General features: G+C 28.7%; 27 protein-coding genes and 3 tRNA genes. 19 read left to right on the top strand and 11 right to left on the bottom strand.

The genetic code is table 11. The features are described from left to right. The first annotated feature begins 10 nt into the window (after positions 1-10). Both metG and APAC_RS07130 read left to right on the top strand, forming a co-directional pair. On the top strand, positions 11-1,963 hold the full coding sequence (metG, locus tag APAC_RS07135; protein WP_130233452.1) for a methionine--tRNA ligase: 1,953 nt from the start codon (positions 11-13) through the stop codon (positions 1,961-1,963). Beyond that, on the top strand, positions 1,963-2,955 hold the full coding sequence (locus APAC_RS07130; protein ID WP_130233451.1) for a peptidoglycan synthetase: 993 nt from the start codon (positions 1,963-1,965) through the stop codon (positions 2,953-2,955). The genes metG and APAC_RS07130 overlap by 1 nt, the downstream gene beginning before the upstream one ends. A gap of 1 nt (position 2,956) precedes the next feature. On the opposite strand, the gene APAC_RS07125 is transcribed toward APAC_RS07130, so the two are convergent. Then, on the bottom strand, positions 2,957-3,613 hold the full coding sequence (locus tag APAC_RS07125; RefSeq protein WP_130233450.1) for a S24 family peptidase: 657 nt from the start codon (positions 3,611-3,613) through the stop codon (positions 2,957-2,959). A gap of 328 nt (positions 3,614-3,941) precedes the next feature. Between APAC_RS07125 and APAC_RS07120 the strand changes: the two genes are divergently transcribed. The 5 genes from APAC_RS07120 to APAC_RS07100 all read left to right on the top strand — a co-directional run bounded on the left by APAC_RS07120 (position 3,942) and on the right by APAC_RS07100 (position 9,525). Further along, positions 3,942-4,184: an OadG family protein gene (locus tag APAC_RS07120; RefSeq protein ID WP_130233449.1), complete on the top strand. Its 243-nt coding sequence runs from the start codon at positions 3,942-3,944 to the stop codon at positions 4,182-4,184. A 5-nt stretch (positions 4,185-4,189) separates the two neighbouring features. After that, positions 4,190-5,983: a biotin/lipoyl-containing protein gene (locus APAC_RS07115; protein WP_130233448.1), complete on the top strand. Its 1,794-nt coding sequence runs from the start codon at positions 4,190-4,192 to the stop codon at positions 5,981-5,983. 15 nt (positions 5,984-5,998) lie between these two features. Next, positions 5,999-7,321, top strand: a complete 1,323-nt coding sequence (locus APAC_RS07110; protein WP_130233447.1) for a sodium ion-translocating decarboxylase subunit beta — start codon at positions 5,999-6,001, stop codon at positions 7,319-7,321. Positions 7,322-7,365: 44 nt separating this feature from the next. Then, complete coding sequence (pckA, locus tag APAC_RS07105; protein ID WP_130233446.1) at positions 7,366-8,946, top strand: phosphoenolpyruvate carboxykinase (ATP); 1,581 nt, start codon at positions 7,366-7,368, stop codon at positions 8,944-8,946. Positions 8,947-9,030: 84 nt separating this feature from the next. Next, positions 9,031-9,525, top strand: coding sequence for a hypothetical protein (locus APAC_RS07100; RefSeq protein ID WP_130233445.1), 495 nt, complete (start codon positions 9,031-9,033; stop codon positions 9,523-9,525). 26 nt (positions 9,526-9,551) lie between these two features. Here the strand turns inward: APAC_RS07100 and APAC_RS07095 are convergent, their stop codons facing one another. After that, positions 9,552-10,583 (bottom strand): bifunctional 3,4-dihydroxy-2-butanone 4-phosphate synthase/GTP cyclohydrolase II, encoded by a 1,032-nt coding sequence (locus tag APAC_RS07095; protein ID WP_130233444.1) that lies wholly within the window; start codon positions 10,581-10,583, stop codon positions 9,552-9,554. A gap of 148 nt (positions 10,584-10,731) precedes the next feature. On the opposite strand from APAC_RS07095, the gene APAC_RS07090 reads away from it, so the two are divergent. The 3 genes from APAC_RS07090 (at position 10,732) to APAC_RS07080 (ending at position 11,016) form a co-directional block, all read left to right on the top strand. Then, positions 10,732-10,808, top strand: a tRNA-Met gene (locus APAC_RS07090). A gap of 15 nt (positions 10,809-10,823) precedes the next feature. Beyond that, positions 10,824-10,900, top strand: a tRNA-Met gene (locus APAC_RS07085). A 39-nt stretch (positions 10,901-10,939) separates the two neighbouring features. Beyond that, positions 10,940-11,016 (top strand) — tRNA-Thr (locus APAC_RS07080). Positions 11,017-11,125: 109 nt separating this feature from the next. On the opposite strand, the gene APAC_RS07075 is transcribed toward APAC_RS07080, so the two are convergent. The 8 genes from APAC_RS07075 to ribA form a co-directional block, all read right to left on the bottom strand. Then, positions 11,126-11,329: a hypothetical protein gene (locus APAC_RS07075; protein WP_130233443.1), complete on the bottom strand. Its 204-nt coding sequence runs from the start codon at positions 11,327-11,329 to the stop codon at positions 11,126-11,128. A 13-nt stretch (positions 11,330-11,342) separates the two neighbouring features. Then, a complete protein-coding gene (locus APAC_RS07070) occupies positions 11,343-11,693 on the bottom strand; it encodes a hypothetical protein (RefSeq protein WP_130233442.1) in 351 nt (116 codons plus the stop codon). Between the two features lie 10 nt (positions 11,694-11,703). Then, entirely contained in the window at positions 11,704-13,719 is a 2,016-nt protein-coding gene (gene glyS, locus APAC_RS07065) for a glycine--tRNA ligase subunit beta (protein WP_130233441.1), read from the bottom strand. Beyond that, positions 13,712-13,867: a hypothetical protein gene (locus tag APAC_RS13250; RefSeq protein WP_170170134.1), complete on the bottom strand. Its 156-nt coding sequence runs from the start codon at positions 13,865-13,867 to the stop codon at positions 13,712-13,714. Before APAC_RS13250 ends, glyS begins: the two co-directional genes overlap by 8 nt. Before the next feature lie 70 nt (positions 13,868-13,937). Then, entirely contained in the window at positions 13,938-14,306 is a 369-nt protein-coding gene (locus tag APAC_RS07060; RefSeq protein ID WP_130233440.1) for a hypothetical protein, read from the bottom strand. A 9-nt stretch (positions 14,307-14,315) separates the two neighbouring features. Then, positions 14,316-14,534: a PP0621 family protein gene (locus APAC_RS07055; RefSeq protein ID WP_130233439.1), complete on the bottom strand. Its 219-nt coding sequence runs from the start codon at positions 14,532-14,534 to the stop codon at positions 14,316-14,318. After that, positions 14,534-15,118 (bottom strand): 16S rRNA (guanine(527)-N(7))-methyltransferase RsmG, encoded by a 585-nt coding sequence (rsmG, locus tag APAC_RS07050; protein WP_130233438.1) that lies wholly within the window; start codon positions 15,116-15,118, stop codon positions 14,534-14,536. Before rsmG ends, APAC_RS07055 begins: the two co-directional genes overlap by 1 nt. Continuing rightward, positions 15,118-15,693, bottom strand: a complete 576-nt coding sequence (gene ribA, locus APAC_RS07045) for a GTP cyclohydrolase II (RefSeq protein WP_130233437.1) — start codon at positions 15,691-15,693, stop codon at positions 15,118-15,120. Before ribA ends, rsmG begins: the two co-directional genes overlap by 1 nt. Positions 15,694-15,752: 59 nt before the next feature. Between ribA and hemB the strand changes: the two genes are divergently transcribed. From hemB to APAC_RS07005, 8 genes are all read left to right on the top strand, one after another. Next, positions 15,753-16,724: a porphobilinogen synthase gene (gene hemB / locus APAC_RS07040; RefSeq protein ID WP_130233436.1), complete on the top strand. Its 972-nt coding sequence runs from the start codon at positions 15,753-15,755 to the stop codon at positions 16,722-16,724. A gap of 71 nt (positions 16,725-16,795) precedes the next feature. Beyond that, complete coding sequence (gene argF, locus APAC_RS07035) at positions 16,796-17,725, top strand: ornithine carbamoyltransferase (protein WP_130233435.1); 930 nt, start codon at positions 16,796-16,798, stop codon at positions 17,723-17,725. After that, positions 17,726-19,093, top strand: a complete 1,368-nt coding sequence (gene hemN, locus APAC_RS07030) for an oxygen-independent coproporphyrinogen III oxidase (RefSeq protein WP_130233434.1) — start codon at positions 17,726-17,728, stop codon at positions 19,091-19,093. It begins immediately after the preceding gene. A gap of 114 nt (positions 19,094-19,207) precedes the next feature. Next, the gene (gene glmS / locus APAC_RS07025; protein ID WP_130233433.1) at positions 19,208-19,612 is read left to right on the top strand and encodes a methylaspartate mutase subunit S; all 405 of its coding nucleotides are present in this window, start codon (positions 19,208-19,210) and stop codon (positions 19,610-19,612) included. Next, on the top strand, positions 19,613-20,980 hold the full coding sequence (locus tag APAC_RS07020) for a methylaspartate mutase (protein ID WP_130233432.1): 1,368 nt from the start codon (positions 19,613-19,615) through the stop codon (positions 20,978-20,980). Continuing rightward, positions 20,974-22,161: a glutamate mutase L gene (locus APAC_RS07015; protein ID WP_130233431.1), complete on the top strand. Its 1,188-nt coding sequence runs from the start codon at positions 20,974-20,976 to the stop codon at positions 22,159-22,161. Before APAC_RS07020 ends, APAC_RS07015 begins: the two co-directional genes overlap by 7 nt. A gap of 9 nt (positions 22,162-22,170) precedes the next feature. Then, on the top strand, positions 22,171-23,742 hold the full coding sequence (locus tag APAC_RS07010) for an AMP-binding protein (protein WP_130233430.1): 1,572 nt from the start codon (positions 22,171-22,173) through the stop codon (positions 23,740-23,742). A 62-nt stretch (positions 23,743-23,804) separates the two neighbouring features. After that, positions 23,805-24,083 carry a c-type cytochrome gene (locus APAC_RS07005; RefSeq protein ID WP_130233429.1) on the top strand — a complete coding sequence of 93 codons (279 nt, stop codon included), beginning with the start codon at positions 23,805-23,807 and terminating at the stop codon, positions 24,081-24,083. Positions 24,084-24,108: 25 nt separating this feature from the next. Here the strand turns inward: APAC_RS07005 and APAC_RS07000 are convergent, their stop codons facing one another. Next, a complete protein-coding gene (locus tag APAC_RS07000; RefSeq protein WP_130233428.1) occupies positions 24,109-24,951 on the bottom strand; it encodes a GGDEF domain-containing protein in 843 nt (280 codons plus the stop codon). A gap of 160 nt (positions 24,952-25,111) precedes the next feature. Here APAC_RS07000 and APAC_RS06995 point away from each other — a divergent pair, with 160 nt between their 5' ends. After that, positions 25,112-26,272: a TsoY family (seleno)protein gene (locus APAC_RS06995; RefSeq protein ID WP_130233427.1), complete on the top strand. Its 1,161-nt coding sequence runs from the start codon at positions 25,112-25,114 to the stop codon at positions 26,270-26,272. The last annotated feature ends 23 nt before the right edge of the window (positions 26,273-26,295 follow it).

Genomic DNA, 26,295 nt, shown 5'->3' with positions numbered 1-26,295 from the left:
GAGGTAAAGAATGCAAGAATCTTGTAAAAATGTTTATATTACTACTCCAATTTACTATGTAAATGATGTGGCTCATATTGGTCATGCATATACTACAATTATTGCAGATATGCTAGCTAGATACTCTAGACTAACTGGTCAAAATACTTATTTCCTTACAGGAACTGATGAGCATGGACAAAAAATCGCTCAAAGTGCAGAACAAAGAGGAAAAACTGCAAAAGAGTATGCAGATGAAGTATCTGGAAAATTTAGAGCCTTATGGGATGATTTTAATATAACTTATGACAAGTTTATTAGAACAACTGATGAAGAACACAAAATTGGTGTTCAACAAGCTTTTGAAAGGATGCATGCAAAGGGTGATATTTATAAGGGTGAATATGAAGGTTATTACTGTGTACCTTGTGAGACATTCTTTACTGAAAAACAACTTGTAGATGAACAATTTTGTCCAGAGTGTGGAAGACCAACTCAAATTGTAAAAGAAGAGAGCTATTTCTTTAAATTATCAGCTTATGAAGATAAGCTAATTAAATGGTATGAAGAGAATCCAGACTGTATTTTACCAAGAAGTAAGAAAAATGAAATTGTTAACTTTGTAAAAGGTGGATTGAAAGATTTATCAATTTCAAGAACTTCATTTGATTGGGGTGTAAAATTACCAGAATCAATGAATGAACCAAAACATGTTATGTATGTATGGTTAGATGCACTAATGAACTATATCACTGCACTTGGATATGGTGGTAAAGAAGAGAATATGGATTTCTGGCCAGCAAATGTTCAATTAGTAGGAAAAGACATCTTAAGATTCCATGCTATTTATTGGCCAGCATTCTTAATGTCTTTAGATTTACCATTGCCAAAACATATTGCAGCACATGGTTGGTGGACAAGAGATGGTGAAAAAATGTCTAAATCAAAAGGAAATGTTGTAAATCCTAAAGAAGTAGCTGATGCTTACGGATTAGATGCATTTAGATACTTTATGTTAAGAGAAGTACCTTTTGGTCAAGATGGTGATTTTTCACAAAAAGCATTAATGGATAGAATTAACTCTGATTTAGGAAATGATTTAGGAAATTTATTGAATAGAATTTCTGGTATGAGTGGAAAATATTTTGACTTTAAAATTGATTCTAAAGATGTTATTAAATTCCATCAAAAAGAGTTAGATGAAGTTAATACAATTTTAGATGGATTAGAGCCATTACTTTATAATATGCAAATTAATAGATATCTAGAAGAGATTTGGAAGATATTAACTATTGCAAATAAAGCAATTGGTGATTATGAACCATGGGCTAAAATGAAAGACGGGAAAGTTGATGAAGCTATGGCTTTAGTTGCACTTATTACGAATATTATGGCTAAAGTTGCCTTACTTTTAGATTCAGTTATGCCAGAAAAGATTGCTAAAATTTCTCAATCTTTAGGAATAAAAATTGATACAGATACTTACAACTCATTAATCAATAATAAAGAACTATTAACTACAACTACTATTACAAAAGTAGACCAACTATTTCCTAGAATTGAAGAACTACTTTTAGCTCAACCTGATGTTGCAGATGAAACAAAAGCAGAATGTGAGAAAAAAGTAGAAACAAAAGAAGAAGTAGTTGAAGAAGATAACTTAATCACTATTGATAAATTCTTTGAAACAACTTTAAAAATTGGAACAATAGTTGAGGCCGAAGAAGTACCTAAATCTAAAAAACTTTTAAAGCTACAAGTTGATTTAGGAGAAGGAAGAAATAGACAAATTTTAGCAGGAATCAAAGAGTTCTATAGTGCTGAAGAATTAGTTGGAACTCAAGCTTGTGTTGTTGCAAACCTTAAGCCTGCAAAACTAATGGGAATGCTTAGTGAAGGCATGTTAATGGCTGCTAAAGATGAAAATGGTTTATCTTTGATTAGACCAGAAACTCCTAAAAAATCTGGAACTAAAATAAGCTAGTGCAAATCTCATCTATTGTTGATATTATAAATGGAGAGCTTTTAAACTCTCCATTTATCTCATTTATTTATGCTTTTAAAACTAATGTAAAAAAAGTCAAAGAAGGTGACTTATTTATTGCTAAAAATCATGAAGATATAAAAACTGCTGTTAAAAATGGTGCATTTGCAATATTAATAGATAAAGATTATCCTGTAATAGATGAAGAAATAGCTTGGATAAAAGTTGAAAATATAGAAACTGCTATTATAAAACTAATTAGATATAAACTAGCAATATCTAATCTTGAAGCATATCATTGTGATAAAGCAACATATGATTTACTAAAAATCTATGCTCCAAATTCAAAAAAAAATATAGTTTTAATACCTAATGACTTAAATAAATTTTTTAAAATATTAAATGACATTACCCATGATGATATACTAATCTATCATCATAAAGAGGTTTTAGATAAAATTTATCCCAATAATAAGAACTTAAATGGATTAGAAGAGTATAAAGTTGAAAACCTTATAGAACATTCATTATTTGAAACATCATTTTCATATAATGAACAATTTTATTCTAAATTGAAAATACCAAGTATTTATATAAAACAACTAATTACTGTATTGAATTATTTAAACTACGAATTAGATATGAGTAAATTAAAACAATTCTATAACTTCAAACCTCTTTTTCTGGATAAAAATTTAAATTTAGTTGACTTTGGAAAGAGTGATAAATTTGTATTATGTCAAAATAGTGATTCTTTAGTAAAAAAAGAGTTTCAATTTTTAGAAAAAAAATATAAATATGCAAAAATACTTTTTATAACATCTCATAAGTTAGACTTTATAAAAAAGAACCAGTTAGTACTTAAAAATATAGAAGATTTAAAATCAACTTTAAAAAAAGTTGACTTTAATGCTGTTTATTTAATAGGTTTTGAATATAAAGATATACATGATAGTCTTACAAAACAGGAAAAAGAGTTAACTCTTTTTTAATTTAATAAACCATTCCAAATGAACTTACAACTTTCCCTAAAATAGATAAATCATTTTTACTTAAAATTTGAGATGGATAATCCTTATTATCAGATATGATATCAAGATTTCCATCAACTCTCCTTTGAATTCTTTTTACAAAAAGACCATGAGTAGTTGTAAAAGCATATATACCATCTCTAGCAACATCACTTTTTGTTTTATCAATAAAAATTATATTATCACTATTTAATGTTGGTTCCATTGAATCACCTACTACATTGATTGCATCAATATTTTTTAGATTCTCTTTTCCTCCAAGTGCTTTTATAAAATATGGAGGAACTTCTAAAGATTCATAAGCATCTTCATTTTCATAAGCACCACCACCAGCACTTACATTTACTTCAGGATAGTATTTAATCCAATATTTATCTGTAGTATCTACGAGTGATCCTGGATTTTGATTATATAGTAACCAATTAATAGAAATCTTCTTTTTTGCACAAAAATCTAAAATATTTGAATATGGAATCTTACCTCTATTTTTCATAGTTGCAAAATTTGCTTGTGATAAGTCTAAAGAACTTGCAACATCTTTATCAAAAACCTTACCATTTTTTCCATCTGCACTTAATATATCTTTTAACTTTTCAATAATTTCATCAACAATTAACATAAAAGTCCTTTTACATATGATTTACATAATTATATTACAAAATGACATATTTTTCAAGAGTAAGTTAAAAAAAGTATAAAATTTGATATATTTTTAACATAAGGATTCAAAATGGCAAAAAAAATTATTAAAACTAAAAACAATGTAATGATTTTTTTTCAGAAGATTGATTCATTAATATATGAATTTGGTAATAAAGTTTTATAAAATAAAAATATTAATTTTAAATTTTAAAATTTAATAAAAAATAGCATTAGTATAACAATTAATAAAGCAAGTTTAATATATCATAGCACTAATATTTTAGGTGGTAACCACGGAGAGTATTATGGAAATAAACTTAATTACAGAAGCACTAAAGTTTATGATGCTAGGAATGGGAGTTGTATTCTCTTTTTTAGTAATATTAATTTTTGTGTTAAAAGCGCAAGGCGCATTATTAACGAAGTATTTTCCTGAAAAGGAAAAAGAAACTACTAGGAAGCCGCAGAATTCTTCTGCATCTAATCAAACTGCTAAAGTAGCTGCAATTGTAGCTGCTGTACAACATCATAAAAATCTTAAAGGTTAATTGTTATGGCTAAAAAGTATATCGATGTCATGGATACTACTTTTAGGGATGGATTTCAATCTGTCTTTGGAGGTAGAGTTTTAATGGACGACTTCTTTCCAGCTGTTGAAGCTGCGAAAGATGCTGGGATAACACACTTTGAATTTGGTGGAGGAGCAAGATTCCAATCTTTATTCTTCTACTTACAAGAAAACGCATTTGAAATGATGGACAAATTCAGAGAAATTGTTGGTCCAGATGCAAACTTACAAACACTAGCAAGAGGTATCAACACAGTTATGCTTGATACTGGTTCTAGAGAATTAATTGACTTACATGCTAAAATGTTCGCAAAACATGGAACAACTACAATTAGAAACTTTGATGCTTTAAATGATGTTCAAAATCTTGAATATTCTGCTGAATGTATCAAAAAGTATGGTTTAAATCATGAAGTTGTTGTAACACTTATGGATTTACCTCCTGGATGTGTTGGAGCTCATGATGTAGCATTTTATGAAAAAACATTAAGACAAATTCTAGATAGTGGTATTCCACATGATTCAATTTGTTTCAAAGATGCATCAGGAACATCTTCACCTCAAAAAGTATATGAAACTATCCAAATGGCTAGAAAACTAGTTGGAGAAGATACTCATATTAGATTACATACACATGAAACTGCGGGAGTTTCTGTTGCTTGTTATCTAGCTGCTTTAGAAGCAGGTGCTGATGGTATTGACTTAGCTGCAAGTCCAGTTTCTGGAGGAACTAGCCAACCTGATATTTTAACTATGATGCATGCTGTTAAAGGTAAAAACTATGATTTAGGTGGTTTAGATATTGAGAAAATCTTAAAATATCAAGAAGTATTAAATGATTGTTTAAAAGACTACTTTATGCCACCTGAAGCTACACAAGTTTCACCATTAATTCCTTTCTCACCAATGCCAGGTGGAGCATTAACTGCTAATACTCAAATGATGAGAGACAATGGTACACTAGACAAATTTCCAGAAGTTATTAAAGCTATGAGAGAAGTTGTTGAAAAAGGTGGTTATGGTACATCAGTTACTCCTGTTTCACAATTCTACTGGCAACAAGCATACGCAAATGTAATGTTTGGACCATGGAAACAAATTGCTCCAGGTTATGGAAAAATGGTTCTAGGATACTTTGGTAAAACTCCAGTTGAGCCAGATCCTGAAGTTGTAGCATTAGCAGCTGAGAAATTAAAATTAGAACCAACAAAAGAGAATCCTTTAGATATTGCAGATAGAGATGATAAGAAAAAAATCTCTGTATGGAAAGAGAGATTAGAGCACGAAGGTATTGAAACAACTGAAGAGAATATCTTTATTGCTGCAGCTTGTGATGAAAAAGGAATTGCATTCTTAAAAGGTGAATCACCATTAAATGTAAGAAAAGGTAATAACAATAATACTCAAGGAGAAAATACTAATATGGCAAATGCAAATGGAAACTACACAGTTGTAGTAGATGGACAAAAATTCAATGTAACAGTAGCTGAAGGAAATGCAGATATTCAAGTAACTCCAGTGGCTTCAAATGATTCAACTCCTACACCAGCAGCTCCAAGTGGAGATGCTTCTGAAATTCCTGCAGCTGTAAATGGTAATGTATGGAAAATTTTAGTAAAAGAAGGTGATAAAGTTGAAGAAGGTCAACAAATTATGATCTTAGAAGCTATGAAAATGGAAATTGATATAACATCTCCAAGTGCTGGTACGATAACAAAAATATTAGTGGAACAAAACCAAGCAGTTGATGAAGGTCAACCTTTAGCAGTAATTGCTTAATTTATGGATTTAAAAATGAAGAAAAGTTTATTTTTAGTTTTATTTACTCTTTTTACAGTCTTTTCTGTGAATTCTTTTGCAGCATCAACACCAGTTGAAGTTACAGAAGAAAAAAAAGAGTATGAATCAAAATCATTAGGACAACTATTTGATTCTTTTTATAGTACTACTGGTTTAAAAGCAATTTTAGAACCACATGAGGGCTTAAAGGGTCCTCACGGTGAAGAATTAACGCCTTTTGCTCAAAGCTTCGGTAGAATTATTATGTTTGGAATTTGTTTTATGCTATTTTATTTAGCTATTGCTAAAGGTTTTGAACCATTACTACTTATTCCTATAGGGTTTGGTGGTATTTTAGCAAATATTCCAGTTGCAGAGATTGCTGGTGAAAATGGAATGTTAGGTATTATTTATAATATGGGTATTTCTAATGGTTTCTTCCCTTTAATGATCTTTATGGGTGTTGGAGCTATGACGGACTTTGGTCCATTATTATCTAATCCTAAAACTGCATTACTTGGTGGAGCAGCTCAATTTGGTATTTTTGGATCATTAGTAGGTGCAATAGTATTATCTCAATACGTTCCAGGAATTGAGTTCTCATTAGAACAAGCTGCTGCAATTTCTATTATTGGTGGAGCTGATGGACCAACTTCAATATTTATTGCCACTGCACTTGCACCTGAATTACTTGGAGCTATTGCTGTTGCTGCTTATTCATATATGGCACTAGTACCAGTTATTCAACCTCCAATTATGAGAGCTTTAACAACTATGGAAGAAAGAAAAATTAAAATGAAAGTTGCTAGAAAAGTAACTAAATTAGAAAAAATTACTTTCCCTATACTTGTTGTTGTTTTAGCAATGTTAATTTTACCTGATGCTGCCCCACTAATTGGTGCTTTCTGTTTTGGTAACTTTGCAAAAGAGTCAGGAGTTGTAGATAGACTTTCTGATACAATGCAAAATGCTTTAATTAATATTGTAACTATTTTCTTAGGATTAGGTGTTGGTTCAAAACTAGCAGCAGAACAGTTCTTAGTTGGTGAAACATTAGGTATTATGGCAATTGGTCTATTAGCATTTGCAGCAGGTACTGCGACAGGTGTATTAATGGCAAAACTTATGAATTTATTTATGTCGAAAGAAAACAAAATCAATCCTTTAATTGGAGCAGCAGGAGTATCAGCTGTACCAATGGCAGCGAGAGTTGTAAGTAAAGAAGGACAAAGATATGACTCATCAAATATTTTATTAATGCATGCTATGGGTCCAAATGTTGCGGGAGTTATTGGATCTGCAGTTGCTGCTGGAGTTCTTATATCTATTTTTAAGTAGATTTGTATATAATTACAAAAAAATTTAAGTAGGAAAGTTAAATTATGTCTGAAATCAAAGACACGTTAGGTTTAGAAAACGTAGGTGAAATTAGGAGAAATGCAGATGTTGACATATTAATTCAACATGCTGTTGAAAATGAAGGGGCGAAAGTCTCTTCAACTGGTGCTTTAATGATTGATACGGGAATTTTTACAGGAAGAAGTCCTAAGGATAAATTTTTTGTAAACCAAGATCCTTCAAATAAATATATTGCATGGGGTGATATAAATCAAAAAGTATCAAAAAATGTTTATGAAGATTTATTAAAAAACTCTAAAAAACAATTAAGCAACAAAGATATATATGTTACTGATGTTTACTGTGGAGCTTCATTAGATTCTAGAAAATCAGTTAGATTTATCACTGAAGTTGCTTGGCAAGCACACTTTATTCAAAATATGTTTATTGTTCCTCAAACTCAAGAGGAATTAGACAATTTTGAACCAGAATTTACAATTTATAACTCTTGTAAAACAGTAGATATGGCTTATGCAAGTCATGGTTTACATTCTGAAGTTTATGTAATTTTTAATGTTGAAGAAAACACAGCAATCATTGGTGGTACTTGGTATGCTGGTGAAATGAAAAAAGGTGTATTCTCAATGATGAATTACTGGTTACCATTAGAAGGTAAACTTCCTATGCACTGTTCAGCTAATATCGGTAAAGATGGGGATACTGCACTATTCTTCGGACTTTCTGGAACTGGTAAAACGACATTATCAACTGATCCAAATAGAGCATTAATTGGTGATGATGAGCATGGATGGGATGATGAAGGTATTTTCAACTTTGAAGGTGGATGTTACGCAAAAGTAATTAACCTTGATGGAGAAAGTGAACCAGAAATTTTCAATGCTATTAAAAAAGGTGCAATTTTAGAAAATGTTGTTTATGATGAAAATGGTGTTGTTGATTATACTGATGGTTCTAAAACAGAAAATACAAGAGTTTCATATCCATTAGATCATATTCCAAATCATACTCCTGATATGAAAGGTGGTCACCCTAACAATATTATCTTCTTATGTGCAGATGCATTTGGTGTATTACCTCCTGTTGCAAAATTAGATAAACAACAAGCTATGTACTACTTCCTAAGTGGATATACAGCAAAAGTAGCTGGAACTGAAAGAGGTATTACTGAACCAGTTGCTACATTCTCATCTTGTTTTGGTGAAGCATTTCTACCTCTTAACCCAACGGTATATGCTGAGTTATTAGGTCAAAAAATTGACAAACACAACGTAAATGTTTATTTAGTAAATACAGGATGGACAGGAGGTCCATATGGTATTGGTTCAAGAATGAGTATTAAAAATACAAGAGCTTGTATCAATGGAATTTTAGATGGTTCAATTGAATCTTCAGAATTTGAAACATTGCCAATATTTAATTTACAAATACCAAAAACATTAAATGGTGTTGATACTAATGTTCTAAACCCTAGAAATACATGGGCAGATAAAGCTGCATATGATGAAACTAGAGAAAAACTTGCAGCAATGTATATTGATAACTTTAAAAAATACTTAACTTTAGAAAGTGAGTATGATTTTACAGCTGCAGGGCCACAAATTTAAGATATAATATTCCTATAAAAATTTAACATAAAGGGAGTGATTTAATCGCTCCCTTTTTTTTGAATATATAAATAGGAGAACTACATGAAAATCTCTAACTTTTTAGAAGATATTAAAAATAATCAAGAAGAAGTTGTTTATTATTGTTGTAAACATTTATTATCAAAAAAATTTGATGTAGAAAATGATTCTATTGAAGACTCAGAATTAAAAGAACTTTTTATTAATTATGATAATTTTACAAAATCATTAAATGATAGTACAGGAATTATTTATAGAAAATATAAATCAGAGCTAAATGATATATATAAAATTATTTGTGAGATTTTAAATGAAGACCCTGATAATGAATATTTATTTAACTATAGGTTAGCTAGAGTTAAAAATCAAGAACCAAAACAATTTTTAGATATTGAAGATAAAGATACTCAAGAAACTGTAGTTCAGAAATTTGAAGATAAAATTAATACTATATTAGAATCTAAATATTATAAAAAAAATGAGGATAAATTATTTAATGAAATGATTATTCCTCAAAAAACACTAGATCTAATTAAATCAGCTATTGGTTTATCATAATTCTAAATAAATAGAGCGTTAATATTTTAACACTCTATTTGTATTTCCTCAACAATCTCTAATCCGAAGCCATTTAAACCAACAAAAGAGTGCTTCCCTCCACTTGTCATAAGTTTTATTTTCTTTATATCAAGTGAGTTTAGTATTTGAGCCCCTACTCCATAATCTTTTTGACTATCTTTCATTTTTTCATCGCCACTTAAAAATATTAAAATCCCACCTTTTGATTGTAAGAAATTAATAGTTTTTAACATTGAATGTAATTTATTATCATTTAAAAATAGGTCAATATCTGGAATAACTGAATGAAATTTAACATGAGTAATTTCTTCAAATTCTTTAAAAACAATTGCAGTGTGAATATTTCCCAAATGGTCTTTAAACTCTTTCTTTTTAACATCACTATTAAAAAACTTAGTATCAACAGAGCTAATCTCTTCCACAAGTTTTTCATGGGACAATCTATATTCTACTAAATCAGAAATATAAATTTGTTTCATATTATGTTTTTCAGCAAAGATATCTAAATCATCACGTCTTGCCATTGTTCCATCTTCTTTCATAATTTCACAAATAACAGCTTCACCATTTAATCCTGCTAATTTACATAAATCGACACTTCCCTCGGTATGTCCAGTCCTAACTAGTACTCCACCATCTTTAGCAATTAAAGGAAATATATGTCCTGGTTTTACTAATTCACACTCTTTTGAAATAGGATTAGCTAAGATTTTAATTGTATCATCTCTTTCCCCTGCACTAATACCAGTTGCTGCATTAGCAGCATCAACAGAAACTGTAAATGCAGTTTCATATGAAGATGTATTAGAGCTAACCATAGGATTCAATTCTAATCTATTTGCAGTCTCTTTTGTAACTGATACACAAATTAGACCTTTAGCATGGGTTGCCATAAAATTCACTTTTTCAGGAGTACTTAAAGGTGCAGCATAAACTAAATCACCTTCATTCTCTCTATCCTCATCATCAAGCATGATAACCATGTTACCTTTTTGAATCTCTTCTATTGCTTCTTTTACTCTTTGTATTGCATTCATTTATACTTCTTTATCATATTTATTTATATATTTTAAATTATATCGAAATTTCTAAAATTTAATATAAAAAGCCCTTGACATAGTAAACTTTTTTCACTATAATTCCACCACTTAAAAGATAGAATATATTTTAAGTCACTTTTTTAGTCGCGGAATAGAGCAGCCAGGTAGCTCGTCGGGCTCATAACCCGAAGGTCGATAGTTCAAATCTATCTTCCGCAACCAATTATTAGTCAAGAAGTCAAGGTAGCTCAGCTGGCTAGAGCGCTGGTCTCATAAGCCGGAGGTCGAGAGTTCAAGTCTCTCTCTTGACACCACTTTATTTATTCATTGAATAAATACTTATATTTTTGGATGCTGATGTAGCTCAGTTGGCTAGAGCAGCTGATTTGTAATCAGCAGGTCGGGGGTTCGACTCCCTTCATCAGCTCCACGAATTTTTCTAAATTTTTATTAAAAAAAATCAAACAATTATTATATAATAGCTATAACTTTTAAAAATGCGCGAATATTAAATTATTGTGTTATAGCTATTTAAATTATTATTTTGTAGCCTCATTTATTTTATCTTTTGTATCATCATAAACTTCTGAGCTTTTTTCTTTAGTAGCATCCCATGCATCAGCACTTTTATTTGATATCACTTCCCATGCAGATGCAGCATCTTTTTTCACACCTTCCCATGTAGCACATCCTGTAAATAAAAAAACTAAAAAAACTGTTAAAAATAAATTTCTAAATTTCATAGGAATAAACCTTCTAATTTTTTACATTTGGGTTTTCAAAGAAAATATAACTAGTAGAGTAATCTGAAAACTCAAAATATACTTTTTTTTCATTTGAATCAGCTTGAAAGTTAAGATTTTCATCTAAAATACCATAACCATATCTATATGGTCTACTAAAGTTTCCTTCAGTTGCATTTGCAGTTGAAAGCTTGTCAATTTTTATAAATCTCTTAACTAGCTTATCCCCTGCATAAACCTCTAAAACACCATTAACACCTGTCCAGTTTTGGATATATCTATTAATTTTATTCTGTTTTTCTTCACAACCTGTAATTAAAAACGTTAATACAACCAATGATGAAATTAATAGTGTTTTTTTCATAAGAATCCTTTTATATTGTAATTTCTTTAATATCAGCAATTTTTCTAAATGCTTGATATACTAAACCAATAAGATTTTTTCTATTTGTTTTTATAGCTTCGTCTTCATGATTTACATATACATTATCAAAGAAATCATCAAGTTGTACTTTCATACTAAATAATGCATCTAATTCAACTTCATAATCATCATAAGACTTAGAAGTTACTTCACTATATTTTGCAAACAATGCTTTTTCTTGTTCATCTTCAAATAATGATTCATCAATTGATAATTGTGAATTAGTATCAAGATCTTTGATAATATTTGCAACTCTTTTAAATGTTGCAGTGTACTCTTTAAAATTATCACTCAATACAATTGGATTAAGTGCACAAAGTTTTTGTGATATTTCATAAACATTTGTTTCACCACTTCCTAAAACTGCTTTAAGAACTGTTGGATTAACATCAAAGATTTTAAATAATCTTTCATTGAAAAACTCTACTAAAACTTTTTTATCTAAACCTGGATAATTAGAGATTAATGCATCAATGATTTTTTCTAAATCAATTGGAAGTTTATGCTCCATTGCAATTTTTACAATACCAGCTGCTGCTCTTCTTAATCCAAATGGATCTTTAGAACCAGTTGGAATCTTACCAACACTAAATAATCCCATTAAACTATCTAATTTGAAAGATAATGCAACAATTGAAGAGAACTTATTTGAAGGAAGTTCTGAATCTTCACCATCTGGTAAATACTGCTCTTTTAGTGCAGTATAAACTAATTCATCTTCACCTGCAAGTTTTGCATAGTAATACCCCATTAAACCTTGTAGTTCAGTGAACTCAAATACCATTTCAGACATTAAATCAGATTTTGCCATCATTACAGCTTTTTGTAATAGCTCTTTTTGCTCAACTCCAAATTCATCTGCAAGATAATTAGCTATTTTAGCTTCTCTCTGCGATTTTTCATACATTGAACCTAAACCTTCAACAAATGTTAATTTTTTAAGTCCTTCATTTGATAAGCCATTTTTGATATCATTTTTCCAAAAGAACATACCATCAGCAAGTCTTGGTCGTAGAACCTTTTCATTACCTTGAATAATGTATCCAAAGTCATCAGTTTTAGAGTTTGATACAACAATAAAATTATTTGTTAATTTTCCATCTTTATAAACAGCAAAATATCTTTGGTGTTCTTTCATAGAAGTTACAATAACCTCTTCAGGTAACTCTAAGAACTCTTCATCAAATTTACCAATTAAAGCCGTTGGATACTCAGTAATTGCTACAACTTCTTCTAGTAACTCTGCATCAATTTCAATAGATACATTTTCTCTTTGTTCGATCGTTTTCATTTGATCTAAGATGATTTTTCTTCTTTCATCTGGATATAATATTACACCATTTTTATCAAGTTTACAGAAATAATCACCTGCAAAAGAGTAAGTAAATGGTTCATAAGAAACCATTCTATGTGCAAATGAGAAGTTTGAAGATTTAACACCAAATAATTCACCCTCAACTATTTGCTCACCTAAGATAATAGATAAGTTTCTAATTGGTCTAATAAAACTATCTGTTCTACTTCCCCATCTCATAGATTTACCAAAATTAAGTGATGAGATAAATTCATTAACCATATCATTTAATAAATCTTTTGCATCTGTTCCTACTACTTCTTGCTTGAAGTAAAGAACTTCACCTTTACCTTGATCAATTCTTTCTAATTCATCAACACTTACACCACATTTTTTAGCAAAACCAAGTGCAGCTCCAGTTGGTTCACCATCTTTGTAAGCTATTTTAACAGGAGCCCCAAATTGTTCAACAACTGAATCTTCTTGCTTTACTTGGAACTCTCTGTGCCATAATACTAATCTTCTTGGTGTATAGAAAAATTCAAAATCACATAGTAATCTATTTTTTTCTAAAATATCTGCCCATTTTTTTTCAATATTTGGTAACTCTTTTAAAAATGGAATTGCTGGTAATTCTTCAACACCAATCTCAATTAATAATGGTTTATTCATCTACTGTATCCTTGCTTGAATTCTTTTTTTCGTTATCTTGAAGTTTATCTTTGTATTTGTCTATTTGTTGTCTATTAAAGTTGATAATAAATAATGCAACCATTATAACAAACATTACTAAGATTATAATATCTAATATTTCTTTCACAATTTTCCTATTAGTGTGTTATTAAAGGCAATTATCCTATCTAAAAATTACTTACTTTTAAGTAAAAAGCCTAAAGCAAATCCTTGTAAATTGCTCCATCAATTTCATTTAAAGCTACAGATTCTATCTCATCTGAGTTTTCTATTATTGCTAAAACTCTAGTATCAAACATATAGTTATCTGCTATTTTTTGAATTTTAATAGCAAGATTTTCTTTACAAATAATATATTTTGCATTTAAGCTGTTAGCATATACTGCCTCTTTTATATTTGAAACTATAACCGCACTTGATAATTCATTTTCAAAACAATATTTTAAAATCTCTTCTTGAAAATAAAAAATAATTGTACTATTAGAGTTTGTGTGCTTTATATCATCAATAATTGATATTTTGGATATATTTTCAAAGGGAATTAACTTATCACCTATTAATATCATTTTAAATTCCTATTTATTTAGTAAACACTCTTTAGAGCAATAGTATTTACCATTACTTAAAATTGATTCTTTACTTGAAACATATGTTTTACAAGTTGGACATTCAACCAATTCATCTTCTATCTCATGTTTTTTGTTACCTGTAATTTCACTTTCTCTACTTTTTTTGAAAAAGAAGATATAAACCAAAATTAGCACAACAACAATTGCTAAAACTTTTAATACCATTACATACCTTTTATATATAGATAATTTCTATCTTTTCTATTAACTATCTTGTAGTTATTCACTTTTGCTTCATTTAATTCAGTATCTAGCATACTTCCTTTATAAAAAAGGTACGAACTATTCTCTTTTTTGATATTTTGTGTAATATCAAGTAATAAAGAGGTATTAGTAACTGCTCTTGAAGTAATTAAATCAACTTCAACATCTTTTACTTTTTCCACTCTATCACAAATGATAGTTAAATTTTCAAGTTTTAAACTAGCTTTCACAAAATTTAAAAAAGAAACCCTTTTTATTCGTGGTTCTATTAAATATGACTTTACATCTCTAAGAGCAATTGCAAGTATCAAGCCAGGATACCCAGCACCTGTTCCAATATCTGCAAAAGAGTCATAATTATCAATAAAAGATAAAGGATAAAGTGAGTCTAAAATATTTTCATAAATATCTTCACTGCTTAATCTTCCACTTAAATTGTGAATTTTCCCCCACTGTTGAAGAAGTTCTACAAAAACATTACAATCTTCATAAAACTTATCTTCAAATTTTAAACCATTTAATTCAAGTAAACTTTTTAAATTCATTAAAGTAAATGCCCCATTTGATCTTTTTTTGTTGCTAAATAATCTTTGTTATGAATATTAGCTTCAATAATAGCTGGCATTCTTTCAACTATATTTACACCTAAACTTTCTACATATTTGATTTTTTCAGGATTATTTGTAATTAATTTTATTTTTTTAACACCTAAATCTTCAAATATACACCCTACAACTGAATAATCTCTTTCATCTTGAGCAAAACCAAGTTCTACGTTTGCTTCAATTGTATTTCTACCCTTATCTTGTAATGCATACGCATTAACTTTATTGAAAAGACCTATGTTTCTTCCCTCTTGTTTATGATAAACAACCATTCCACCATTTTGTGCTATAAAATCTAGTGCTAAGTTTAATTGCGCTTGACAATCACATTTTAGGCTTCCTAATGCATCTCCAGTTAAACATTCTGAGTGAATTCTTACATAAGGTGCTTCAATTTTTTCAAAATTTTCACTCATTATTGCTAAATGTTCTTGGTCATTATATTTGTACGCTTTTATAAAAAATTGACCATGTTTAGTAGGTAACTTAGCAATATTTGATTTCTCAATATTCATTTGTATTTAAACCTTAAATTGTTAGAATTCTGCGATTATAACCAAAAGAGGTAAATATTATGTTTAAACGAAATAGAAGATTAAGAATAAATAAAACATTAAGAAACTTAGTACAAGAGACTACATTAACTAGCAATGATTTTATATATCCATTATTTGTAAAAGAAGGTGTTGGAATAAAAACTGAAGTTTCATCAATGCCTGGTGTTTTTCAAATGAGTATTGATGAAATAGTAAAAGAGTGTGAATATCTATGTAGTATTGATTTAAAATCTATTATTCTTTTTGCAATTCCTGATGTTAAAGATTCAGTTGGAAGTGAATGTTTATGTGATGAGAGTATTATAGCAAGAACAATAAAAGCAATTAAAGCAAAATTTCCTGATATGTTTGTAGTAACAGACCTATGTTTTTGTGAATATACAGATCATGGACATTGTGGAATATTAGATCCTAAAACTGAGACTGTGGATAATGATAAAACATTAGAAATTTCTGCTCAACAAGCAATAGTACATGCAAAAGCAGGTGCTGATATGATTGCTCCAAGTGGAATGATGGATGGAATTATTGAAACATTAAGAACAGCATTAGACAAAAATGGCTATGAAAATCTACCAATTATGGCATACTCAACAAAATTTGCAAGTGCATATTATGGACCTTTTAGAGATGTTGCTGAATCAACACCATCTTTTGGAGATAGAAGAAGCTATCAAATGAATCCAGCTAATAGATTAGAAGCTATTGAAGAATCACTTGAAGATGAGAGACAAGGTGCTGATATTTTAATGGTTAAACCTGCATTATCATTTTTAGATGTAATTAGAGATATTAGAAATAATACAAATTTACCTTTATGTGCATACAATGTTAGTGGTGAATACGCTATGTTAAAACATGCAGGAGCAGCTGGACTAATTGATTATGAAAAAGTAATGATGGAAACTTTAATGAGCTTTAAAAGAGCTGGTGCAGATATAATAATTACCTATCATGCAAAAGAAGCTTGTGAACTTTTAAGAAAATAGGTTATTTTAAGTTATTTCAAAGCTTAATTAACTAGAATATTTGTTTTTTATAAATTTACAGAGGAAATAAAATGAGACATTTCTTAACATTAGCAGACTATTCTAAAGAAGAGATTTTAGAAATTTTAGAATTAGCTAAACAAATCAAACAAGAGACTAAGCAAAAAAACTTCAAAGACTACATGCCTAATCAAACATTAGGAATGATTTTTGAAAAAAGTTCAACAAGAACTAGAGTTTCTTTTGAAACTGGTATCTATCAGCTTGGTGGAATTGGTTTATTTTTATCATCTAATGATATTCAACTAGGACGAGGTGAACCAATGAGTGACACGTCTAGAGTAATATCTAGAATGGTAGACATGGTAATGATAAGAACTTTCGAACAATCAAAATTAGAAGAGTTCGCAAAATACTCAAAAGTTCCTGTAATAAATGGTTTAACAAATGAATATCATCCTGTTCAATTAATGGCTGATTATATGACTATCCAAGAAGCAGGACTAGATAAAGATTTAGTTGCTGCTTATGTAGGTGATGGTAATAATATGGCACATTCATGGCTGAATATGGCAGCTAAATTAGGGTTTGAGCTTAGAATTGCAACTCCAAAAGGTTATGAAGTTGATGCTGAGATTTTAGCCAATGCTCAAAAAATAGCAAAAGAATCTGGTGCAAAAATCATTGTAGGAAATGACCCTCGAGAAGCTGTTAAAGGTGCAACTGTTGTTACAACTGATACTTGGGTTTCTATGGGACAAGAAGAAGAGAAAGAGAAAAGAGTTAAAGAGTTTGCTGGGTATATGGTAGACTCATCAATGATGAAACTCGCTCAAGATAAAGCCATTTTCTTACATTGTTTACCAGCTTATAGAGGTTATGAAGTATCTGAAGAGGTATTTGAAAGTGAACAAAGTCTTGTTTTTGAAGAAGCAGAAAATAGATTACATGCACAAAAAGGTGTAATGGTTTGGCTAGATCGAAAAAGAGATGAAAAATAGATGATAGATTTTGCCAAGTTTGTAAAATATTCTAAACCAGGACCAAGATATACTTCATATCCAACTGCCCCTGAGTTTAGTGTAGAGTTCACTCAAGAAGATTTAAAACAATATTACAAAAATCAAAGTGATGATAGAGCATTATCACTTTATATTCATATGCCTTTTTGTAGAAGCGCATGTTATTTTTGTGGGTGTAATACTATTTTTACATCAAAAGAAGATAAAAAAGTAAGATATATTGAATACTTAAAAAAAGAGTTAAATATATTAAAACAACACCTAAATACAAAAAGAGTTGTAACTCAAATGCATTTTGGTGGAGGAACACCAACTTTTTTCTCACCTGAACAATTAAATGAAGTAATAACAGCAATTAAAGAAATATTTCCAAATTTCAGTGATGATGCTGAAATCTCTTGTGAAGTAGATCCTAGATTTTTCACAAAAGAGCATATGGATGTTCTTAAAAATGGTGGATGTAATAGATTAAGTTTTGGGGTACAAGATTTAGATGAAACTGTACAAAAAACAATTCATAGAATTCAACCATTTGAATTAACTCAAAATGTTATTAAAATTGCACGTGAAGCTGGAATTCATTCAATAAACACAGATTTAATTTATGGATTACCACATCAAACTAGAGAGTCATTTAAAAAGACTTTAGAAAAAATGATTACACTTGATACTGATAGATTTGCAGTATTTAATTATGCTCATGTTCCATGGCTTATGAAAACAATGAGAAAATTTGATGAAACAACATTTCCAAAACCACAAGAAAAACTTGAGATGTTAAAAGATACAATTGATTTCTTTACATCAAATGGTTATAAAATGGTTGGAATGGATCACTTTGCAAAACCTGAAGATGAATTATTCAAAGCAATTGAAAAAGGTGAATTACATAGAAACTTCCAAGGATATACTACTAAAGGAGGAGCAGATTTAATTGGAATTGGTCTTACTTCTATTGGTAATGGAGTTGATTACTATGCACAAAACTTTAAAGATTTAAAACCTTATGAAGAGGCTATTGATAATGGGGATTTACCTACATTTAAAGGTTATGCCTTAAGTGATGATGACCAATTAAGACAATTTGTTATTATGGAACTTATGAGTAACTTCTCATTAAATATTACTAGAGTTGAAAATGAATTTAATATAAACTTTGGTGAATATTTTGCTGATGCACTAAGTGCACTTAAAGAGTTTGAGGAAGCAGAATTACTAACTTTAAGTAATGAAAAAATTGAAGTTAATCAAACAGGTGCTATGCTTATTAGAAATATTTGTATGCCATTTGATGCATATTTAAACAAAATTCCCGAAGAAAAAAGAAGATTCTCTAAGACTATTTAGTCTTAGAGCTTCAAAACTTGCTAAAACACCCTACCCTAATCTATTTCTAACCAAAGATTAGATATTATCGCAAACTTTTGAATAAAACAAATAATAAATATTTAGGTATAAGATATGAAAGTAGTTACTGGAGTAGTTGGTAATGATATTCACGTTGTTGCAAATAGACTGATTGATATATCATTACAAGCAAGAGGATTTGAAGTATTTAATTTAGGTGTTAACACTTATCTTGAAGAGTTTATTGATGCAGTTATTGAAACAAATGCAGATGTATTATTAATCTCATCATTAAACGGCGAAGCTGAAGGTTGGTGTAGAGAACTAAAGATTTTGAAATCAAAATATAAAAATTTAAAAGATGTTGTATTTATGATTGGTGGTAACCTTGCTGTTGGTGAGGGAGATGCTGATGTATTAGTTCCAAAATTCAAGGATTATGGATTTGATTTAGTATTCCATCAAACAGATTTAAATACTGGACTTGACGAATTACAAAAATACTTGGAGGAGAGATAATTGAGTTTACTTCAAGAAGAACGAAATATAATCGTTCAAAATAAATATGCAGATAATTTTGACTTTGCAGAAATTGAAGAGTTTGTAAAAGGTGCATCAAAGGACCTATTTATATCTCACAATTTTAAAACTAAAAATAAAATGTTGGTTCAACCAAGAGGTGGATTCCCAACTTACAAAAAAATGTTTTCACTTTATGAATTCTTTGTTGATGCAGATGTAGATGTATTACCTTGTACGATTGATTCAAATACAAGATTAAATGATTACGCTAGTTCTGCTAAGATGTTAAAACTTAGTGAAGAAAATGAAGTTGATATGTTAAATGGTTACCCATTAGTTAATCATGGATATAGAACTACTAGAAAAATGATGACTCATTTTAATAAACCGATTTCATTAAGACATGGTACACCTGATGCAAGACTATTAGTTGAAACTGCAATTGCTTCTGGTATCTTTGAAATTGAAGGTGGACCGATTACATATCTTTTACCTTACTCTAAAAACTTTCCTTTAGATAAAGCATTTTTATACTGGAAATATGTAGAAAGAGTTTGTGCAAACTACTCAAAATTAAATGAACCAATAAATAGAGAATCATTTGGACCTTTAACTGCAACATTAGTTCCACCTTGTGTAACTATTGTTATTCAACTTTGTGAAATGCTTTTATCACTTGAAGAGGGTGTAAAATCATTCTCTGTATCATTCTCACAAACTGGGTCTATGATTCAAGATATTGTAACAGCTAAAGTATTAAGAAAATTAGCAAAACACTACGCAGAACAAATTAACTGTGGAGATGCTGATATTCACTTAGTATATCATCAATGGATGGGTGCATTCCCTGCAAATAAAGATTTCTCTGAATCATTAATTAATACTGCAACAATTATTGCTATGATGGTAAAAGCAGATAAGATTATTACAAAAACTAGAGATGAAGCATTTGGTATTCCTACACGTGAATCAAATGCCAAAACCGTTGCAAATACTCAATATACTTTAAGAATGTTAAATGGAATTCCTGATATTACTGATGAAATGGAAGAAGAAATATTAACTGAAGAAGTTATGAGTATTATGAGTGCAGTGTTCAACGATAAAGCAGATACATTATGGAGAAAAGTATTTAACTCTATTAAATCTGGAATTATCGATTGTCCATACTCACCACACATCATTAACCACAATGAAGTTGTAACAGTTAGAGATAAAAACAAAAACATTAGAATCATCAAAAAAGGTAATTTACCAATTTCTGATAGATGTTTTGAGTACGAAAAATCTCAATGTGACTTAAATAAAGATGCTTCATCAATCGTAAATGATATTATTCATGATATAGGGATTATGCAATGGTAGAAAATAAACTATTAGTAGATGTAGGAAGTACATATTTTAAAGTTTGTGCAAATGGAAATGTAGAACAACACTTTAGAGATTTTAATAAAGATATATTTGATGATTTAACTAGTAAATGTGGTGATACTATCTCAAAATTTGCAAAAGAAGATGTTTATATTTGTTCTTCTGCAAATGGAGGATTAACAACACTTATTATTGGAGTTACTAACTCATTTTCATTAAAATATGCCACAAATATTGCTTATAACTCTGGAATTAATATTATTAATACTGTTTTATATCAAGATATTGAAAGTGCATCAATTCCTAGTGATTTAATTGATGTTGTTATTATTGCAGGTGGAATTGATAGTGTTAAAGATGTATTTGATGAAAAACTGTTTAATTTCTTAGAAAATTTAAACTACTCAAATATTGTATTTGCAGGTTCAAGTTTAGATGAAGATTATATAAAAGAAAATATTGATAATGTAGTTGTTGTTGATAATATTATTGATAATAAACTTCATGTGGTTGAAGAGCCTTTAAAAGATTATTTAACAAATCTTTATCAAGCTGATATTATGGGTAAAGAAGACATTAAACACCTATATGAATTAACTTCAAATCAAATTTACTCAACACCATATATTGTAAATAAAACATTACCACTTATTGATAGTAAGTTTGCAGCTGTAAATCCATTTATCTTAATTGATATTGGTGGAGCAACTACTGATATTCACTATTCTAAAGATTTAGCAATTGATAATAATATGGTAACTGAAAATGAATATGATAGATTAGTATTTAAAAAACTAGGGGTTTTTAAATCAAAAGAATCATTAATTTTTGCAGCAAAAAACAATGAGTTTGTATATGAATTATTAGCTCATTTAAAAGTAACAGAAAATATCTTTAATGAAGAATCTGAAAAAGCAACAAGAATATTAATGCAACTTGCAATCTTCTTAGTACTATATAAAGTTAGTGAAGCCCATCCTTTATATATAAAATTAAAGTTAAATCTACTAAAATCTATAGTATTAACAGGTGGGATTACTAAAGTTCTTAGTTTTGAAGAAGCTGAAGATATTATTTCATTTTTCTACAAAAAGATTTTAACTTCTGAAATTTATCCATCAATTATCCTAGATTCAAATTATGATATTTGGACTTTAGGTATAACACAACAATAAGGAGAAACTATGTCAATAAACTGTATTAGAACATTAATCGAAGATGCAAATGTATCACACCCAGACAAAGTTGCCTTAGTATTTGGGAATGAAAAATTAACTTATAGTGAATTATTTACAAAAGTAAATCAAATTGCTTACTATTTAGCAGAACTTGACTTACCTAAAGGTAGTAGAGTTGGTATTTATTCAAATAAATGTGTTGACCAAGTAATTGCAATACTTGCAATTTTATCAACAGATTATGTTTTGGTTCCACTAACAAAACTATTAAAATCAGAACAAGTTGAGTATATCATTGAAGATTGTGATATTAAATGTATTATTACTGATAAAATTAAAATTGAATCAATTGAAGAGATTAAATTTGATGGTCATATTATTTCATACGAAACAACTCATAAAGATTTACCATCATTTGAAGAGATTTATAAATACTATAATAAGCCATATAATTGTGAAATAAGTGGTCATGATAATGCAGTTATTACTTACTCTTTTGGTTTAAGTGGTAAACCAAATGGTATTGTAATTTCCCATAGAAATTTAATTGATAGTGCAAGAGTTGTATCTCAATATTTACAATTACATGAAGATGATGTAATCTCTAGTATCTTAATATTTAATTTAGATTATGGATTAAATCAACTTTTCTGTTCATTATATAAAAGAGCAACATTGGCACTTCATAGATTTGTATTGCCAAATGATTTCTTTAATCATATTATCAATGATAAAGTTACAGTTTTACCTGTAATGCCTATAAATATCACTGAGATGTTTGATGAAGATGAACACAGACTTCCAAGTGGTGAATTACTAAAAAATGTAAGAATTATTACTAGTTCTGGTGGAAATGTTACAGATAAAATGATTAATGATGTTGAAAAGCACTTTATTGGTGCTAAGTTTTACTCAATGCATGGATTAACAGAAGCATTTAGATCAACATATTTAGACCCAAGTCAATTAAAAATAAGACCAAAATCAATTGGTAAAGCAATTCCAGATGTTGAATTATATGTAATCAATGAAAAAGGTGAAGAGTGTGCTCCAAGAGTTGTTGGTGAATTAATTCATAGAGGTGGATATATTTACAAAGGATTTTGGAATGCACCTGAAGTAACAGCGCAAAGATTTAAATCAATTGATATTCTAAAAAATGTAATTAATCTTGAAGGACAACTTAGAGATGAAGTTGTAGTAAAAACAGGAGATTATGTTTATAAAGATGAAGAAGGTTACTTCTACTTTGTATCAAGACATGATGACATGATTAAAACAAGAGGATTTAGAGTAAATCCTTATGAAATTGAAGAAGTAGTTCATTCAAATATTGCAGAAATTGAAAGATGTGCAGTTTTTTCAATCCAAAATGATGAGATTGAAGAAGAGATTGTTTTAGTTTATACTGCACTTGCAGAATTAAACTCTAGTGAGATTTTATTTGAACTAAAAAAACATCTAGCTTCTTATATGATTCCTTCAAAAATTGTATATAAAAAATCACTTCCATTGGTTCCTTCTGACAAAAATAAAATCAATAAAGAAGAACTAAAAAAAGAAATTCTTACAAAATAAAGAGAAAATAAATTCTCTTTATTATAAAATAATATATTCTATTTCATAAAAAGGATATATTCATGAAAAAAATAATCTTAGCTACAACTATATTAACTGCATGTGTTGCATTTGCTGACCCATATGCAAAATGTGTTACTTGTCATGGAGCTTCGGGAGAAAAAGTTGCATTAGGTAAATCAAAAGTTATAAAAGATATGACTAAAGCTGACTTTATAGCTGCAATGAAAGGTTATAAAGACGGAACATATGGTGGGCCTCAAAAGATTCTTATGGTAAATCAAGTTAAAGATTTATCAGATGCTGATATTGAAGCAATTGCTAATAAAATAGCAAAATAAAAAATTAAAGCTAGTAAATCTAGCTTTAATTTGCAAACTCTATTCTATCTCTACCATTTTTTTTAGCTTCATATACAGCTAAGTCAGCTTTTTTAATAAACAATTTTTTGTCTTTATAATCATCATAAAATGATATTCCCATACTAATACTAATAAAAATATCTCTCTTTGGATGATACATTTTATTTGATTTTACTTCATTTTTTAGTTCATTTAAAATAGTTATTATTCTATCTTTTGCAATAAAAGAAAAAATCACAAACTCTTCTCCACCAAATCTGTAAACTTCTCCATTTAACTTTTTAGCATAGACCCTTAGTATTTTTGAGATATGTTCTAAAACCTTATCTCCAATATCATGCCCAAAATTATCATTGATCTCTTTAAACCTATCAATATCTATAAAAATTGCGGTTAGCATAAAAGCATTTTTTTGATTTATAAAAATATTTAAATCATCTTCCATTTTTCTTCTATTATATACTTGTGTTAAATGATCTTTATTTAAACTATTTTGTAGCTCTAATTTTTCTTTAATAAGTCTTTCAATTAAAATATCTTTATAATTTTCTTCAATTTGTGTATTTTTTTGCTCTAGAACTTTTCCTAAATAAAATTCAAAACACTCTTTTGATGGAGAATAAACTATATCTAAACACTCTACTTTCATATATGGCTTATCATTTCCTAAACCATTTGTGATGATTAACTTATCAATACTTTTTATTGAATATGATAATTTATCATTTAATATTTTTACTTCTAGTAATTCTTTTTTCCAATATTTAGTATTCTCTTTTTTTAGTATATTTGTTTTTTTTAATAATATTTCTTCGAATAAATCTTTTGAGACTGATATTTTATACATTTTAGTTCCAGATAATAAGACGTACTATATCAATAAATAACTTAGCAGTTAATATGATAATTATTTCTAATTTATTTATATAAGTAAAAATTATAATATATTTATAAGTATTTAAAATAATTAACTATATAATAGCAGTCATATTTAAAAGGAGATTTTAATGACTTATAGAAAAAACTTTTCACCTATGTGCTTTTTAGCTTCACTTGGAGCAGGAGGACTTAGTGTATCATTTTTTATGTATTTAATGTTTTTAGTACCACATCCAAAGGTACCTTTAGCAACATTTGATTTTGTTATGCCAGCACTTTTAAAAGGGGATTGGCTATCTATTGTAGTAGGTATTTCACTTGTATTTATTTTAGTTTTTGCATTTTTTCACTTTAAACTACTAATTTTTAATGTAAAACAATTTAATTTATATAAAAAAAGTGAATCATATAATAAATTAATCAACTCAAATTCACAAGTAACGCTTATGGCAATTCCTTTAACTTTTGCAATGACGATAAATGTATGTTTTGTACTAGGGGCTGTTTTTGTTCCTGGACTTTGGGAAATTGTTGAATATATGTTTCCATTTGCTATTTTAGGCTTTGTAATAGCTGGATACTTTGCATTGAAGATTTTCTTTGATTATTTTTCAAGACTTATTATCAAAGGTAACTTTGATTTTGCAACAAATAACAATCTTTCACAAATGATTTCTATTTTTGCATTTGCAATGGTTGGAGTTGGATTCGCTGCACCTGCAGCAATGAGTCATAATATAGTTATTAATGCAATTGCATTTTTTGGTTCAATATTTTTTGCTTCACTTGCTATTTTATTGATTTTTATTAAATTAACAATTGGTATTAAAAATATTTTTGAAAGTGGAATATCTATGGAAGCGGCACCATCATTGTGGATTATAATTCCTATTTTAACACTTCTTGGTATTACATTTGTTAGATTAACTTTTGGATTAGACCATAATTTCCAAGCACCAATGGAGAAAACTAGTCTATTTATTTTATTATCAATTGTATTATCATTACAAATATTATTTGGATTATTAGGGTATAAAGTTATGAAAAGTATTGGTTATTTTGATAAATATATACACTCAGAAGATAAATCAGCTGTATCATTTGCCCTAATTTGTCCAGGTGTTGCGTTCATGGTTTTAGGTATGTTTTTTATCAATTTTGGATTAACTTTAAATGGTATAATTGATAAATATTCGGTTGCTTATTTTATACTTATGATTCCATTTATTTTTGTTCAATACAAAACAATAGCTTATTTCTTTAAATTAAATAAAAAATTTCAATTTTAATTATTTAAAAGATTATATTTAGA

Source organism: Malaciobacter pacificus (genome assembly GCF_004214795.1).
Classification (GTDB): domain Bacteria; phylum Campylobacterota; class Campylobacteria; order Campylobacterales; family Arcobacteraceae; genus Malaciobacter_A; species Malaciobacter_A pacificus.
Note: the sequence above shows the minus strand (reverse complement) of the source record. Positions and strands in the feature narration are given on the sequence as shown.